Origin of the sequence: Lentzea sp. HUAS TT2 (assembly GCF_051853195.1) — a bacterium.
GTDB lineage: Bacteria > Actinomycetota > Actinomycetes > Mycobacteriales > Pseudonocardiaceae > Lentzea.
Map to the genome: position 1 here is coordinate 7,589,202 of NZ_CP196667.1, position 14,798 is coordinate 7,603,999.

16 protein-coding genes are annotated in these 14,798 nt (G+C 69.2%); 4 read left to right on the top strand and 12 right to left on the bottom strand.

The window, feature by feature from the left end:
- Positions 1–16 precede the first annotated feature (16 nt).
- A complete protein-coding gene (locus ACSHWB_RS36005) occupies positions 17–613 on the top strand; it encodes a TetR/AcrR family transcriptional regulator (RefSeq protein WP_439664731.1) in 597 nt (198 codons plus the stop codon).
- Between the two features lie 127 nt (positions 614–740).
- Entirely contained in the window at positions 741–866 is a 126-nt protein-coding gene (locus ACSHWB_RS36010; protein ID WP_439657766.1) for a hypothetical protein, read from the top strand.
- A gap of 129 nt (positions 867–995) precedes the next feature.
- Here ACSHWB_RS36010 and ACSHWB_RS36015 read toward each other — a convergent pair whose 3' ends face one another.
- Both ACSHWB_RS36015 and ACSHWB_RS36020 read right to left on the bottom strand, forming a co-directional pair.
- On the bottom strand, positions 996–2,024 hold the full coding sequence (locus ACSHWB_RS36015) for a BTAD domain-containing putative transcriptional regulator (protein WP_439657767.1): 1,029 nt from the start codon (positions 2,022–2,024) through the stop codon (positions 996–998).
- A gap of 1 nt (position 2,025) precedes the next feature.
- Positions 2,026–2,214, bottom strand: a complete 189-nt coding sequence (locus ACSHWB_RS36020; RefSeq protein ID WP_439657768.1) for an aroma-sacti cluster domain-containing protein — start codon at positions 2,212–2,214, stop codon at positions 2,026–2,028.
- Between the two features lie 650 nt (positions 2,215–2,864).
- On the opposite strand from ACSHWB_RS36020, the gene ACSHWB_RS36025 reads away from it, so the two are divergent.
- Positions 2,865–4,361 (top strand): hypothetical protein, encoded by a 1,497-nt coding sequence (locus ACSHWB_RS36025; protein WP_439657769.1) that lies wholly within the window; start codon positions 2,865–2,867, stop codon positions 4,359–4,361.
- A 39-nt stretch (positions 4,362–4,400) separates the two neighbouring features.
- On the opposite strand, the gene ACSHWB_RS36030 is transcribed toward ACSHWB_RS36025, so the two are convergent.
- Genes ACSHWB_RS36030 through ACSHWB_RS36055 form a run of 6 tightly spaced genes read right to left on the bottom strand, consistent with a single transcriptional unit; the run spans position 4,401 to position 10,234 of the window.
- Positions 4,401–5,282, bottom strand: a complete 882-nt coding sequence (locus tag ACSHWB_RS36030; RefSeq protein WP_439657770.1) for an NAD-dependent epimerase/dehydratase family protein — start codon at positions 5,280–5,282, stop codon at positions 4,401–4,403.
- Positions 5,282–6,784 carry a class I adenylate-forming enzyme family protein gene (locus tag ACSHWB_RS36035; RefSeq protein WP_439657771.1) on the bottom strand — a complete coding sequence of 501 codons (1,503 nt, stop codon included), beginning with the start codon at positions 6,782–6,784 and terminating at the stop codon, positions 5,282–5,284. The genes ACSHWB_RS36030 and ACSHWB_RS36035 overlap by 1 nt, the downstream gene beginning before the upstream one ends.
- The gene (locus ACSHWB_RS36040; protein WP_439657772.1) at positions 6,777–7,910 is read right to left on the bottom strand and encodes a cytochrome P450; all 1,134 of its coding nucleotides are present in this window, start codon (positions 7,908–7,910) and stop codon (positions 6,777–6,779) included. Before ACSHWB_RS36040 ends, ACSHWB_RS36035 begins: the two co-directional genes overlap by 8 nt.
- Complete coding sequence (locus ACSHWB_RS36045) at positions 7,907–8,656, bottom strand: glycosyltransferase family 2 protein (protein ID WP_439657773.1); 750 nt, start codon at positions 8,654–8,656, stop codon at positions 7,907–7,909. The genes ACSHWB_RS36040 and ACSHWB_RS36045 overlap by 4 nt, the downstream gene beginning before the upstream one ends.
- Positions 8,653–9,639, bottom strand: a complete 987-nt coding sequence (locus ACSHWB_RS36050) for a 3-oxoacyl-ACP synthase III family protein (RefSeq protein ID WP_439657774.1) — start codon at positions 9,637–9,639, stop codon at positions 8,653–8,655. The genes ACSHWB_RS36045 and ACSHWB_RS36050 overlap by 4 nt, the downstream gene beginning before the upstream one ends.
- 22 nt (positions 9,640–9,661) lie before the next feature.
- Positions 9,662–10,234 (bottom strand): hypothetical protein, encoded by a 573-nt coding sequence (locus ACSHWB_RS36055; protein WP_439657775.1) that lies wholly within the window; start codon positions 10,232–10,234, stop codon positions 9,662–9,664.
- 8 nt (positions 10,235–10,242) lie between these two features.
- Between ACSHWB_RS36055 and ACSHWB_RS36060 the strand changes: the two genes are divergently transcribed.
- The gene (locus ACSHWB_RS36060) at positions 10,243–10,431 is read left to right on the top strand and encodes a hypothetical protein (protein ID WP_439657776.1); all 189 of its coding nucleotides are present in this window, start codon (positions 10,243–10,245) and stop codon (positions 10,429–10,431) included.
- 229 nt (positions 10,432–10,660) lie between these two features.
- Here ACSHWB_RS36060 and ACSHWB_RS36065 read toward each other — a convergent pair whose 3' ends face one another.
- The 4 genes from ACSHWB_RS36065 to ACSHWB_RS36080 form a co-directional block, all read right to left on the bottom strand.
- Positions 10,661–12,139 carry a family 43 glycosylhydrolase gene (locus ACSHWB_RS36065; RefSeq protein WP_439657777.1) on the bottom strand — a complete coding sequence of 493 codons (1,479 nt, stop codon included), beginning with the start codon at positions 12,137–12,139 and terminating at the stop codon, positions 10,661–10,663.
- A gap of 310 nt (positions 12,140–12,449) precedes the next feature.
- Positions 12,450–13,673, bottom strand: a complete 1,224-nt coding sequence (locus ACSHWB_RS36070) for a wax ester/triacylglycerol synthase domain-containing protein (protein WP_439657778.1) — start codon at positions 13,671–13,673, stop codon at positions 12,450–12,452.
- Positions 13,673–14,293: an SRPBCC family protein gene (locus tag ACSHWB_RS36075; protein WP_439657779.1), complete on the bottom strand. Its 621-nt coding sequence runs from the start codon at positions 14,291–14,293 to the stop codon at positions 13,673–13,675. Before ACSHWB_RS36075 ends, ACSHWB_RS36070 begins: the two co-directional genes overlap by 1 nt.
- 88 nt (positions 14,294–14,381) lie before the next feature.
- Positions 14,382–14,798 (bottom strand): hypothetical protein, encoded by a 417-nt coding sequence (locus ACSHWB_RS36080; RefSeq protein ID WP_439657780.1) that lies wholly within the window; start codon positions 14,796–14,798, stop codon positions 14,382–14,384.

Below are 14,798 nucleotides of genomic sequence, written 5' to 3' on the forward strand. Positions count from 1 at the left end.
GGGGATGATGGTGCGCATGGGGTACCACGGCTGGCAGGGCAACCCGCCCGGCACCGAGGACGAGGCACGCCGCCGGATCGTCAAGGCCGCGACGGCCTGTGTGGACCGCGTCGGGCTCACCAAGACCAGCATGTCCGTGGTCGCCGCCGAGGCGGGCGTGACGCGGCAGACCGTCTACCGCTACTTCCCGCGGCTCGCGGACATCCTCAGCGCCGTGGCGGTGGCCGGCGCCGAGGACTTCGCCGCGCGGATGGCACGGCACCTCGCCACGTTCGGCAGCCCGGCCGAGGTGGCCGTGGAGTCCGTGGTGTTCGGCGTCCTGGAGGTCCCGCGGGAGCCGTACCTGGGCCTGCTCCTGCAGGCGGGCGAGTCCGACTTCTTCACCGTCGCGGTGACCTCGCCCGAGTCCTTCGCGCTCGGCGCGCGCATCCTCCGCGACGTGCCGGTGGACTGGGCCGGTGCCGGGATCACCACCGACGACGAGCTCCAGGGGCTCGCCGAGATCCTGATGCGGCTCTTCCTGTCGTTCCTGCAGCACCCCTCGACCCCGGCGCTCGACGATGACCAGCTGCGGGCTCTCGTCCGCCGGTGGATCGGGCCCGCTCTCCAGTAGCCGCCGCGGCCTCTCCGGTGCTGGTTTACCGAATCCCTACCGCTGGTTGGGCGTCGCCGAACCACGGATTCATACGGTGACTCGCGAGGCATCCGACTTCGTTGTTACCCGCTGGAGGTCACGCGCCATGCCAGACGAGAACAAAGAGCCCGAGGGGCAGACCCCTGAGGAGATCGAGGTCGTCGCGCACAGCGCCGACGAGGACGAGGAGTTGAACGCGGGTTGCACGTTCAACTCCTCTGAAGTCCTGTAACGACGGACTGCCCTGGGCGCCCGTGGTCGGAGAGATCGTCATCGGAATCAGCGAACCCTGCGGAGTTTCTGTGAGCGTGGACCACGTCAAGTTGGACAGCGGGGCGCGGGTCCTCGCGGGCAAGAAGAACTACTGGTTCCTCGGCCGGGGTGGCATAGCTCGTCTCGGCGCCCGGCCGTCCGGGAACCGGTCACCGAGCTGGTGCGCGGCGTGCACCGCGAGGGCCGTCTTGCCGGTGCCGAGCGGTCCCGTCACCACGACGAGCCGGTGCTTGCCGCGGGCGACCGCGTCGGTCAGCTGCCGGGTGATCTCCGTCCGCCCGGTGAAGTTCGGCGGGTCCCAGGGCAGCCGGCGCGGGGGCCGGCTGGACGTGCGGATGGCGGGCACGTCCCCGCGCAGCACCGACTGGTAGTACGACTCGAGTGCGGAACTCGGTGACAGCCCGAGCTCGTGCGCGAGCAGGCGCCGCATCTCGTCGTAGACCGCCAGTGCCTCCGGCTGCCGGCCGGACTGGCACAGCGCGGTCATCTGCAGGATGCGCAGCCGTTCGCGAGGTGGGTGCTGCTGCGCGACCTCGGCCAGGCGCTCCACCGTGTTCGCACCGCAGTCCATCTCGATCTCGGCCTCGGCCCAGTCCTCGATCGCGGCGAGGCACTGCCGGTCGAGCCGCTTCGCGGCGGCGGCGAGCAGCGGCACGTCCCGCATCCCGTCGAGCGCCTGGCCGCGCCGCAGCGAGAGAGCGCCGGCCAGTACCTCGGCCACGGCCGCCGGCGACTCCACGCGCCGCAACCTCCCCGCGTCCCGCACCAGCTGCTCGAAGCGGAGCGAGTCCAGCTCGGCCGGTTCCACGTGCAGCACGTACCCGCCGCTCTGGTGGCGGATGCGGGGACCTGGCCCCGTGCCGATCATCCCGCGCAACGTGGACAGGTACACCTGGATGTTCTTGCGCGCCGTCCTCGGCGGCGAGCCGAGCCACAGGGCCTCGGCCAGTGCGTCGACCGACACCAGCGAGTTCGCGTGGCACAGCAGGGCGGCGAGCACGATCTGCTGCTTGCGCGGCCCGGCGTCCAGGAGGTCGCCGTGCGCCTCGACCCGCAGGGGACCGAGGATCCCGAAACGCATCCCCGGCCTGCCGGCCGTCGGAGGTGAGCCGGTCATGCTAGGCGATTTTTACGCTCGTGTGGCCTTCGACATCGGGATCCGCCAGGGCGTCCAGCCGTCTCTTGACGGAGTTCAGCACCGCGACCTCGTCCTCGGTGAGCTGGGCGAGCACGTCCCGCTGCTCCGCGGCGAGCATGTCGACCGGATTCCCCGCCTCGCGTAGTACGGCCAGCGCGTCGAACGTCATTAGGGCTCCCTCGCAGTGCCCGGAGATGTCCTAAGTGGACACCCGTCAACGTCCGGACCCACAGCGGGAGCGTCTCGGATCGGCTGAGTCCGGCCCGCGCCCAGGACGCACTCGCGCATCGCAACGAATGGCTCCGGAGAAAGCAAATGCTCTTATTCGCTTTCTTCGGCTGCAAGTCAACGCGTTAATGAGCCTGTTCGATCGCAACCCCGCTCAGGGGTCGGATCAAGAATCTCGCCGCGGAACTGCGCAGTCAATCGACCGAATGGTGGGACACGGGGTGAAGTGCTGGCAACGATCTTGCCGCGCCACCCCGGCTCGGCGACAACGCCTGGCTTGGAGAGCTGAACTCGTGCCGAACGATAGCGGCAGCAAGGAAGTCCCAAGTCTCCCTCGGGCGCCTCACATGCGCTCCGCCTGCCTGCGGCCCTCGTCCCGCGTCTCGTTTGGTCGCCGCGTGGCGGGCTGTGGAGCAATTCCGGTCATGTCCGCCTGTTTTACATCCGGGTTATCGAAATGTCTCTCCGTCCTCCGCCGCGGATTGGTGCTTTCGAGTAGTGCCGGCGACTCGGACGTTGCGCTGGTGCGGGAAGCGGCGATCTATCTCGGGACGCGCAAAGCGTCGGCCACGACGAGGGGGAGACCGCACGATGAGGTTCAAGACGGGGTTCGGTCCGACCGCAACGGTTCTGTGGGACACCGACTGGGCGCCGGAACGCAAGTCGGCGGCGATGCGGGAGCTGCCCAGCGGTTCGAGCGTGTCCTTGCTGCTCGACATGTCCAAGAAGAGGGACGACCAGGCGGTGCTCGCGGACCTGAACGCGTTGCTCGGCTCGGCGCTGCGGCAGCTCGGCACCTGGCCACGGCGCGACTTGCACTTCCTGCGGGCGAATCTGCCGGTCCTGCAGGCACAACAGCACCTCCGGGCGGTGGAGAACGCGGTGACGGCGGCGGTGCGCCCTTGCGACACAGGTGGTGTTCCGCCGCAGAAGAAGACACCTGCCGGGAAGACCAGGGTGATCGCCTTCAACTACAAGACCGGGCAGCGGGACGTGCGGAAGAGCACCGAGTTCGACCACGCTCTGTTCTTCGCCGACCAGGCACGCGCGCTCAAGCTGGGACTGCGGGTCCTCACCACCGAGGGTGGGCGGCAGGACCTGCTGAAGGACGACGTGTTCAAGGGCCTCGACCCGCAGTGGACCATCGTCGACCAGGTGGCCTCCGAGTGGGCCGAGGACAGCGTCGAGCACCTGCAGTCCGGAGAGGTGGCGGTGCTGGAGGAGTTCAACGCCACCGCGTTGCGGGCAGGGCTGGTGGCCGGGCGCCAGGCGCGATGGGCGGCGTTGCTGGACGCCACCTACGTGAACGACGTCTTCGATCCGATCGGGTCCAAGCAGTGGGTGCCGGAAGGGCTGCTGGTCGTCGCGGGCAGGACCCGCGAGATGGTGGAGTCCGCGCTGGAACGGCAGCACCGCAGAGCAAGACACCTCCGGTTCTACGCCGAGGGCGGCAACCTGATCGTCGGTGAGAACGCGGCAGGGGAGACGATCGCACTGGTCGGGCGGGACTCGATCGCCGCGACTGCCGGCGAGTACCTGTTCGTCGGCGATAACCCGGTGCTGGCGTTGATCGCCGAAGACCTCGGCATCGCGGTGCAGCGGGTGATCCCCGTCGAGCAGCCGGGGAAGTTCCACCTGGACATGGGTCTGCTGTTCGTCGGCAAAGGCGTCGTGCTGCTCAACGACAGCCGGGCCCAGCTCGAGGAGGCGGAGGCCAGGCTCACGACCTACCCGAACGACGCCAGCCGGCGGCACGCGGCGAAGCTGCGTCTTCAGTGCGGCCTGGAGGACCTCGCGGCGCGTGACCTCGCGGCCGGAGGGTTGACGGTGCACCGGCACAAGCTGGAAAGCGGAACCGTCTACAACTTCTTCAACGGCGAGTTGGTCGCGGACGAGAGGGATCAGGTCCACTACCTGACCAATGGCACGAGCACCGAGGCGGTCATGAAGAGCTTCGTCACTCTGCTGGTCAACGAACTGAAGGTCGCCGTGGCCGTGCACACCAGCCCGGTCGGCGCGGCCGAGCACAGCCTGGAGAGCCAAGGCGGCGTCGGCTGCCGGATCAAGGGCGCGCCCGGCCCGCACTGAGGTCTGTGCGGTGTCGGGCGCATGCCGGACGACGGTTGCTCACCACGTTGCCGCGCCGGCGAAAGACGTCGGCGCGGGCTCGTAACCGAGGTGCGTCCGGGCGGCGGTGATGTCCAGAGTGCGCTCGCTGGCCAGGTGGCTGATGGCGTACCTGGTCAGGCGAGGAGGCTCAGCTCGACCCGCCAGTCGCCAGACGGGCTCGACCATTGTTGCCAGAGCCCAGGCGAGTCTCAGGGGAAGATGGCGGATCCGGACGTCCAGGCCACGTTCCCGCATGAGGTCCCGCAACGCACTTTCCAGTACGACCGGCGAAGAGTCCGCCACGTTGTAGACGCCGGCTTGGCCGGTGCACGCCAACAGGCTGGCTTGTGCCAGGTTGTCGACCGACGTGAGCGACTGCAGCGCCTGCCCGTTGCCCACGAGGAACAAGGTCCGGCCGCGGATCGCGCTGAGGACCCGTGGAAGCAGAGTGGGGTCGCCCGGGCCGTAGACGGCATGGGGGCGGAGGATGACGCTGTCCGGGCGTGCCAGCACCAATCCCTCCGCCTCGGCCTTCGTCGCACCATAGGCAGTGAGGTAGCGACTCACCGGGGCAGCGGACTCGATCGCCGAGACGGTCGGCCTGAACGGGTCGTACACGCTCGCCGTCGACATGTGCACGAACCGTGCATCAGGGAAGGTCTCCAGGACGCTCCGCGTACCGGAGACGTTCACCCGCCGGATCTTCGCGGGAGAACCCCAGTCGGTCACGGCAGCGGCGCAGTGCACCACGGCGTCGACGACCGGCGGATCGATCAGCGGCCCCGCCGTGATGTCCCACGAACGTGACCCGTAGGCGTGCACCTGCCAACCCCGTGCTTCGGCGGCACGGCACACCGCCCCACCCACGAAGCCGGTCGCCCCCGTCACCGCGAGCCGCATCAGCGAGCCAGTCGCGCGCGGAGGGCGGATCGGTCGATCTTCTTGGTGCGGCCCGACACCGGCAGCTCCGGCAGGACCACGACCTCATCGGGCAGCGCGTAGACGTCGATCAGGTCTGGCAACGAGGCTCGGACCCGCGCGGCCAGTCCGGGGCCGGCGTCAGGGGTGGCCGCGAGCGCCAGCACGATCCGCTCGTCGCCGATCTCGTCCGGCACTCCGATCATGACGGCGGCCGCGACTCCCGGCAGGCGGGTGATGGCCGTTTCGTACAGGCCGGGATACACGTTGGTCCCCTTGCGGAGGATCATGTCCTTCTTCCGGCCGGTGAGCACGATCAAGTCGCCCTCCAGCCGAGCCAGGTCGCCGGTGGCGTGCTCCGTCAACGGTGGCGACCCCAGATAACCGCGGCACAGGTTGGGGCCGGACACCATCAGTTCCCCGTCCTCGGCGACGCGTGCCCGCACGCCCGGCAGCGGCCGGCCGAGGAGGTCGCCGTCGTGCGCGAGCTTCTCCTCGGCGGTCGCGATCGCCACCGGAAGGATCTCGGTCATGCCGTACACGGCGAGCAGTTCGACCCCGGGCAACGCGGCGCGTGCACGTCGCAGCAGAGGCGGCAGGACCGGTGCGGATCCCAGCAACACCTGGCGCAGCGACCGCGGCAGCGCGACCCCGCTGTCGAGGATCGCGGCCAGGTCGGAAGGCACCAGGAAGGTGTGGGTGGCGCCCTCCAGACCGGCCGCGAGCGCGGCGGGCTCGGCAGCGGGCGCGAACCCGTAGGGCGGCATGGACCAGTGCGCACCCGCGACCAGCGCGGGCAGTCCCAGCATCATCTGGTCGGTGTGCACTCGGGAGTCCTGATCCAGTTCGCACCGCATCGCCAGCACGTTCAGCGCGGCCGCGAGCGAACCCCTCGTGTGCACAACGGCTTTCGGCTCCGCCGTGGTGCCCGAGGTGAACACGACCACGGCGTCCTGGTCTGGTCGAGGGTCGGGCAGCGGCGCGCCGGCGACTGGTTTCGCGAGCCTCCGGGTGGACACCGCGCGCAGTGGCACACCGGGCAGCCAGGGCCCGGACCTGATGTACCGCACCGGCAAGGAGGTGTAGTCCGGCAGGAGCACGCCCCTGCGACGAGCCAGGGCGCGCAGCGGGCCGGGTGCGCTCGCCGCGTACAGCAGGGACTCGGCCGCCACCCAGCCCGGCCCTGCCAGTTCGGTGCGCCTCGTGAAGAGCTCCTGCCCGCCGCCGGGGTCGACGAAGACCACCGTGCCGCCGGCCGCGACGGTTCCGAGAGCCAGGACGATCGCGTCAGGCCCTGGTCGTACCGAGAACAGCATGCGGCTTCCAGGCGAGAAACCCCTTGAGCGCAACCGGTGCGCTGTGCCGAGCACGCGGTCCGCCAGCTCGGCGTAGGTCATCGTCCTTCCGCGGCCGTCGGTCAACGCAGGTCTCCCGCTGTGGAGCCTGGCCGCCTGCAACACCCCGATCAGAAGGTCGTCAGCCACGGCGCACCACCAGTCTCGAATAAGAGGGGATCAGCACCCGTCCGGCGGCGCTTCGGTCCACAACAGACAAAGGTGCCGCGTCGAGCACGGCGCCGAGCACCGCGCGGATCTCCGCTTGGGCCAGCGGCATGCCCAGGCAGAAGTGGGGTCCCGCGCCGAACCACAGCTGTCTGATCTGCGGCGGGTGCGGACGCTCCGGATCGAAGGACCCCAACGCGTTGGCCGCCGAGATCGTCGCGATCACCACCCGGTCGCCGGCCCGCACCCGCACGCGGCCGATCCGGGAGTCCGCGGCCACGCTGCGCAGCATCACCGGCGAGGGCACGGTCACCCGCAGCGCCTCGGCGACCGCGTCGTCGACCAGGCTCCTGTCCGCGGCCAGCCGGTCCAGCCAGCCGAAGTCGTGCAGCAACGCCACCAGCCGCGGGACGTACGACACCAACGTCTCGGTCCCCGTGAGCACGAACGCCGCCACCGCGCCGAGCGCCTCCTCCTCGGTCAGCCCGAGTTGGCGCATCCGGCCTGGCACAGTCGTCGGGTCGCCGTCGGCCCACGCCCGCGCGGCCGGCTTGGTGAGTACCCCCAGCGACTCCCGGCACCGCAGCACCTGTGCGGGCGTCAGGGACCGACGGCCCAGCCGGATCGCCGACGTGATCGCGGTCCCTGCCACGTGTGCCGCCACCGCCTCGGACACCTCCAGTCCGACCAGTCCGCAGATCACCGCGCCCACCAGCCGCCGCACGACGGCCACCAGGTCGACCGGACCGGCCTTCAGCGCGTTCCGCAGCTCCTCCACCGGTGCCTCGAGGACCGTCCCGCACAGATCGGCCACGCTGCGCGGTGTGAACAGCCCGGACAGCTTGCGCCGGAGGTCACCGTGCGCCGCGCCTTCCATGTTCAGCAGCACGGTCGGGCCCACCACCGGCGTCCACAGGTCCGCAGGTGACCCAGGTCCGGTCTTGGTGAAGTGCGCCGGGTCGTTGAGCACTTCCTTCGCTAGAGCGGCGTCGCTGACCACGACCCCCACCCGCGGTACGCGGACCACCGGTGCGATGCGGCCGACGGCGCGGACCAAGGGGTAGGCGACCGGGTGCGCGGCCAGGTGGAGCTTCAACTCCCAGCTCATCGGATGTCCACGACGTCTGGCCGGTAGCGGTGGTCGGCATACCAGGCGAGCGTCTTGCGCAACCCCCATGCCTGTGCCCGCCGCGACGAGCCGTGGACGACCACGTCCCGCCGCAGCCCGTACGCCTTGGTGTGCAGGCGAACCGCGTTGACGAGGGCGCGGTCCTCGTGCAGGTCTTCGATCTTCGACCGCGGGAACCCACCGGCGAGCACGTACAGCTCGGCCGTGATCGCCATGTTGCAGCCGGGTGTCATCACGTACGGCCCCAGGTAGCGGGGATCCCGGTTGCCGGACCTCATCTTGCCGAACACCGAGGCGACCTCGACGGCGGCGATGAGCACCCACCGCGTGACAGCCCGAACCCCTTCGTCCTTGCGTGGCAGGAGCTGTCCAGACACCAGGCGAAGTCCGCTACCCAGCGCGGCCTTGATCCGAACCGTCCAATCAGGAGCCGGAAGACAGTCCGCGTCCGTGCGCGCCAGCCATCGCGCCCCATGGGCGACCGCGTGGCGCATCCCGGTGTCCGCCGCCGCGCCGGTGCCCTTCTGCGGCTCGTGCACGACTTGCAGTCGCAGCCCCGGATTCTCCCTGTGGAACCGGCGCACCAGGTCCACTGTGGAATCAGTCGAGCCGTTGTCCACCACGACCAGCGTGAAATCCAGGTCTTCCTGCGCCGCGAGAGCTCTCAGCGTCGCGACGACGGAGCGTTCCTCGTTGTAGGCCGGCACGACCACCCACAGGCTCACAGCCGCACCACCACGAGCCCGAGGCTCACTCCGCCGGCCAGGCCCACCAACGCGACGAGGTCGCCGGGACCGCAACGACCCATGCGCTGCGCGGTGACCAGTTGCAGGGGCAGGCTCGCGGACGCCACGTTGCCGTGCTCGGCCAGCGTCACCACCAACTTGTCGCGCGGCACGCCCGCCCGCTCGGCGAAGATCTCCAAGTACGGCAACGACACCTGGTGCACGCACGCCACCGCGAAGTCGTCCCACGTCAAATCCAGCCCGCGGAGGGTGTTGTCGAGGACGTCGCGGCCCAGGTGCAAAAACGCGTCCTTGAGCCGCGGACCGTCCATGTCGAAGTAGGTGAACTCCGGATCGCGCGGATGCCGAGATCCGCCGCCGGGGAGAGTGCCGACGTCCCACCACGTCGAATCCGCGGTGAACGCACTGCCCAGCACGCCGGCATCCCCGGCGGTGAGCAGTACAGCCGCGCCCGCATCGGACAGCGTGTACCCGGGAAAGGCACGTCGGAACTGCGCTGCATCCGCCACGTCCCAGCGCACAGCCCGCGACGGTGACTCACCGCTCGCGATCAGAACGGTGCGGTAACGACCCGCCGAGATCAACGCATCGGCGACCTCGATCGCGTTGAGCACGCTGTTGCACGCGTTCTTGACGTCCATCACGGGGCAGCGCAGCTCGAGCTTCGCCGCAACGATGTGGGCGGTCGCCGGCTCCACCATGTCCTGACTGGCGGAAGCGAACAGGAGCAGGTCGACGTCCGCAGGCTCGGATCCGGTGTCCGCCAACAGCTTGCGTGCCGCCGCGACCGCCAGGTCAGATGCCTGCTCGTCATCGCGCATCACGTGCCGTGACCGGATACCGGTCAACCGGCCTATGAGCCCAGGCGGAGGGGAGAACGGTCCCAAACGCCGTTCCACCTCGTCCGTGCTCAGCCGTGCCTCGGGCAGATGCACGGCCACGCCGGCCAACCTTGTGCTCACTCCCGCACCTCCTGCGTGCACGTTATATGCGGCAGTGCGGAGCGACGTCGGTAGAACTACTTGGATGGCCGAGCAGGCGCTGGTGGTCGAGTTGCAGGAGATCGAACGCCAGACCCGGTCGAGCGGCTCTCCGCAACGGCGCCAGCTGACCTATTCGTTCCCCAACTCGCGTGTCTGGAGAATCCAGAACACCGCGAACTCGCTGGGAGCACTCCAGCGCCTCACGGGTGTGGCCGGCCTCACTCAGCCGCATCGAGTGGTACCCGGCCGCCATCGCCGCGTCGTGCAGATGGGCTGCGCGGTCGTGCGCCGCCGGCTCGCCGTACGCCTCCGCGACGCGCCGGGTGAACTCGCGGGTCTCCTGCCCGGCGTCCAGCGACCGGCGCCCGTGCGTACGCACCGATGCCGCCAGCGCCGGCAGGTGGGTCACGTGACCGTGCCGCGCGGGTTCCTCGCGGCGATCGACGGCACGGCGTGAGTGGTCCAGGGATTCTGTTGAGCGCCCCAGGTGCTCGAAGAACACAGCGTGGTCGACCATCGCCGAGGCCAGAGCGGGCAGGTGCGCGACGCGGTCGATCTCGGCGAGTCCCGCCACTCCCGCAGGTGCTCCAGCCCGGTGTCCCTGCCGACGAACGGGACCACCTGGCTGCGGGCGTCCGGCAGACGGCGTGGCTGGGCCATCAGCCACGCGGTGCTGGGCGGGCTCGGTGTCCGGAACGGCTGGACGACGTGGGCACGGGTGCCGAAGCGCTGGTGGACGCCGCCCTCGACGACACCCGCCTGGACCACTGACCCCGACACGGGGCCGTGGACCGTGTTGACCACCGCGTCACCCGGACTGTCGGCCCGGACGTCATCGGACGATTCTCGCCGCGCACCCCGGTGGCGGAAGGGGTTGGCCGGTGCGATGACCCGGACGGAGGCATGGTCGCCCAGCGCTGCCTCGGCCTTCGGTCTGACGGGCTCGCGCGACGGGAGGGTTCCTCGGTGCCCCAGCCGAGGGACCCTCCCGTCCTCCGCGTCAGTGGTGCGCGACAGCGAAGCCGTCGAACGCGGCACCGGTGTTGAAGACTCGGACTCCGTTGGCGCCGCTGGTGAAGCTCGTGTCGGTGACGGAGATCTTCGGTGTGCTCATGTCGCCGACGTACACCTTGATCGACGAGCCGACCGCCTCGACCCGCAGGTGGTGCTTGACGTTCGGCCGCACGGTCACGGGTGCTGACGCGAGCTGCGTCCAGTTGTTGTCGGCCTTGCCGAGCACGACGCGTCCGCTGCCGGTGATCCCGGCGTAGTAGCCGCGGTAGGCGTCCGTGCCGGTGGTCGCCTGCGTCGCGCGGAACACGACCCCGCTGTCGCCGTTCGCTGACCTGGGCGTGATGTCGGCGTCCTGCACGAAGTCGGTGAAGTTCGTGTCCAGCAAGGACTTCCCGCCGTACGACGCGCCGGTCTCGTACCGTCCGCCGCTCGCCGTCCAGGTGCCGCCGTGCGTGGTCCAGCCGATGGCGTTGTTGTCGTCGAAGTTGTCCTTGACCCGCATGGTGACGGGCTGGATGGTGCCGTCGGCGTTGAACGTCATGCGGTCGTAGGCGAGCTGCCGGTCGTTGGCGCCCGAGCGGCTCAGCGGGCGGCGGTGGTAGGCGATGTACCAGATGTCGGTGCCGGGCACGTTGATCACGGAGTTGTGGCCGGAACCCCGTGCCACGGCGGCGTCCTGGGCGAGGACGCGGCCGAGTTTGGTGAACGGGCCGGTGGGGGAGTCGGAGATCGCGTACGCCACGGCGTAGTTCGGGCCGGTCCAGCCGTCTTCTGACCACATGAAGTAGTACTTGCCGTTGCGCTTGAACATCTGGGAGCCCTCGGTGAAGTTCGCCGGGGTGATCTCCTTGTACGTGCTGCCGTCGGGGAACGTGCCGAGGCTCGTCATGTCGGCGTTGAGCTTCACGACGTTCGCGTGACCCCAGCCGCCGTAGTACATGTACGCCTGGCCGTCGGTGTCGATGAAGACGTCCTGGTCGATGGGCTGCGCGCCGTTGACGAACTGGCTGATCAACGGCTTGCCGATGGCGTCGCGGTAGGGGCCTTCCGGGCGGTCCGCGACGGCGACGCCGATGCCGCCCAGTTCGGAGTTGCTCTGGATGTCGTTGGCGCCGAAGTAGAGGTAGTACTTGCCGGCGCGTTCGATCGGGGCGGGTGCCCAGACCGCGCGGCGGGCCCAGGAGATGTTCGCCTTGGTGAGGACGTCGGGGTGCTTGGTCCAGGTGACGAGGTCGGTCGAGGAGAAGGCGTCGAGGTAGGTCTGCTCGTCGTAGGGGCGCGACGAGGTGGGGAAGACCCAGTACCGGTTGCCGTAGACCGCGACGTCCGGGTCGGCGTACCACCCGTCGACGAAGGGGTTGCCGGCCTCGGCCGTCGGGAAGTCGGGCGGTGCGGGTACGGCGGCCGCGGGCACGCCGCCGAGCAGGGAGAGCGCCAAGGCCGTCACGACGATCTTTGACGTCACGTCTCGTCCAATCTGCAGGGAGTCTTTACAACGTTGTAAAATCCGTCTTGGATCGATCCAAACACTCTCCGTGGGCGGTGTCCAGCCATCGCGGGGTCGGGACGAGGCGCGGTGCGCTGGGCTGTGCGGGCGGCGGCGATCTTGCAGGCACAACGCGCGGTCGACCTGGGAACACCGATCAAACCGGTCCTGACAGCGGAAGCACTGTGGACAGCTCGCGCAGACTCTCCAAGGCTGAAGCTGTTCTCCTGCCACTGCGCGGAACCACCCGAGCCCGCGGTCGAGTTGGCCGGCGCGTCGCGGATGACGTTCACCTGAACAGATCGAGCTCGGCCTGCAGGGCCTTGGTGAGCACTTGCAGGTCGGGCACGTGGTCGGGATCGGAGACCACGGTGACGGTGAAGGTGTCGGCATAGGACAGAGCCGCGAACGCCACCGTCACGTTGCCGGTGGTGGCCGACAACGGGATGAGGCCGACGACCGGCGCCCCGCCCAGGTGCACGGGCCGGTCAGGGCCGTGCATGTTGGTCACGACGGTCTGCACCAGGTGTTGGTGGTTCATGAACCAGTCGGCGATGCCGAGCAGCTTCAACACCCGGAAGATCGACGTGGCCGAGGCGACCGATTTCTTGTGGGAACGGGTGATCGTGGCGATGCGGGTCAGGCGTGACCGGTGGTCGCCGCCGATCGGCAGTGCGACGGGCATGACGCCGGTGCTGTTGCCGAGGTGGGCGGCCGTGGTCGAGCGGCGCGTCGACACGGGGATCGAGACGACCAGCTCGCCGACGTGGTCACCGCGGCCGGTCAGCAACGTGCCGAGTGCACCTGTGACGGCGGTGAGCAGGGCGTCGTTGATCGTGCCCCCGTAGAGGTGTGCGGCGGCGTGGAGCTGGGACACGCTGGTTCGTGCGATGGTCTGCTGCCGTCGTGGGCCGGTCGGTTGGTTCAGGGAACAGCGCGCACCGCGTGACGGCCGTTGGAACCTGGGCGACGAGATGCGTCCTGGCGGGCTCAGCCGGGTCTTCCAGGCGTCCTTCGCGAGTGCGCGGCGGGAAGGAGCGGCAGCGGGAAAGGGCGCGGTCTCGGTCCTGGGTGCCCCGTCGAGGAGGTTCGCCAGCACGGCGAGGCCGCCGATGCCGTCGGACAACACGTGGTGGAACACCAGGATCAGCGCCGCCCTGTTCTCCGTCAGGCCGGTGACCAGCGTCGCCGACCAGAGCGGTGCCGAGCGGGGCAACGGGCGGGTCACCAGCGAGGAGGCGATGTGCAGGAGTGCCGCCTCGTCGCCAGGAGCCGGGCAGGCCATGCGATGCACGTGCCTGGTGATGTCGAACGCGGCGTCGTCGACCCAGACGGGGCGGCCACATCCGAACGGTGTGCGGACGAGTCGCCGGCGCAGCCGCGGAACAGTGCGGACGCGGTCCGCGAGCAGGGACTCGACGTCGCCAGGATCCCGTTGCAGCACGACAATCGCGCCGACCTGCATGTCCGAGGCCAGCGACATCATGTCTTCGGGGGTCGTCCGGTCGATCATCAGGGGTGCCGTTCGGCTCGTTGTTCGATGCCGCGCAACATCTTCTGCTCCATGACCAGGCTTCCCGGCTCCATCACGAGCTGGTTGAACCAACGGACGGGCAGTGACGCGTCGGGGACGGTGATGCGGTTGCGGCTGATCAGCCTGGTTCCGCCGACGACCTCGTGCAGCACGAACGCCCAGACCCACCTGCCGTCGTCGGAACGCAGCACGAGCGCGTGATCGGGTTCGAGGATCTCCACCAGCAGTGTGGGGCCTCCTTCCCCGACCGGCAGCACCTCACCGACGTGCAGGTCCTGGAACTCCGGCAGGATCTCGTCGGCGCTGTGCATGTTCAGGCCGAACAGGTTCTCGATCCAGTCGTAGGTGTAGGCACCGCCGCGCCCGCTGCCCATCTGCACCAGCCACGGCCAGATTCGGCTGGGAGGCGCTGCGATGGTGATCGCGCGGGTGGTCAGCAGGTCCGGTCGGCGCAGCAGGTCGTCACCGGGCAACGTGCTCTGAGCCTCGTCGTCGGTCGCGCCCCAGGTCACGCACCACTTGCGCCACAGCAGCGGGTACGACGCCACCGCTGCTGCGGCGGCACCCAGTACCAGTCCCGAGAGGTTGGCAATCTTCATGGTTCCCACCGTGCTTCGGCCCGTACCGGTTGCTCAGAGCCGTAGGACCCGACCTGCCGGGGTAGTCCGCCCGGCAGCGGGTGTGGCTCTACGGCGTCGAATAGGGTTCTGACCGTTCGATCGACTGCGTGACAGAAGGCCTGTGGTTCCGTTCGACGTGTTCTTCCGCCAGTTGGTCGGCGAGCTGTTCCTGAAGTTCTTCACCGCGGTAGCTCGCGAGAACCCTCATGGTGATCGCGTGGGCCAACGCCAGGAGGAGCAGCACGATGCCGAGTTTGGTGACGAGCTGCTGCAGCTGACCGTCGACCGGCACGTCAAAGGTGGAGATCAGGGCGACGAGTCCGAGGACGATCAGCACGAACAGCGTGGTGGTGAGCCAGCCGGCGGCGATGCTCGTGCCGCGTTTGGCGAGGTAGTGGCGCCCGCTGATGGTGATGATCGCGGCGTCGGCGACGACCAGCAGCGTGCTGATGGTCAGGAAGGCGATGTAGCTGTCGGTGTTCAT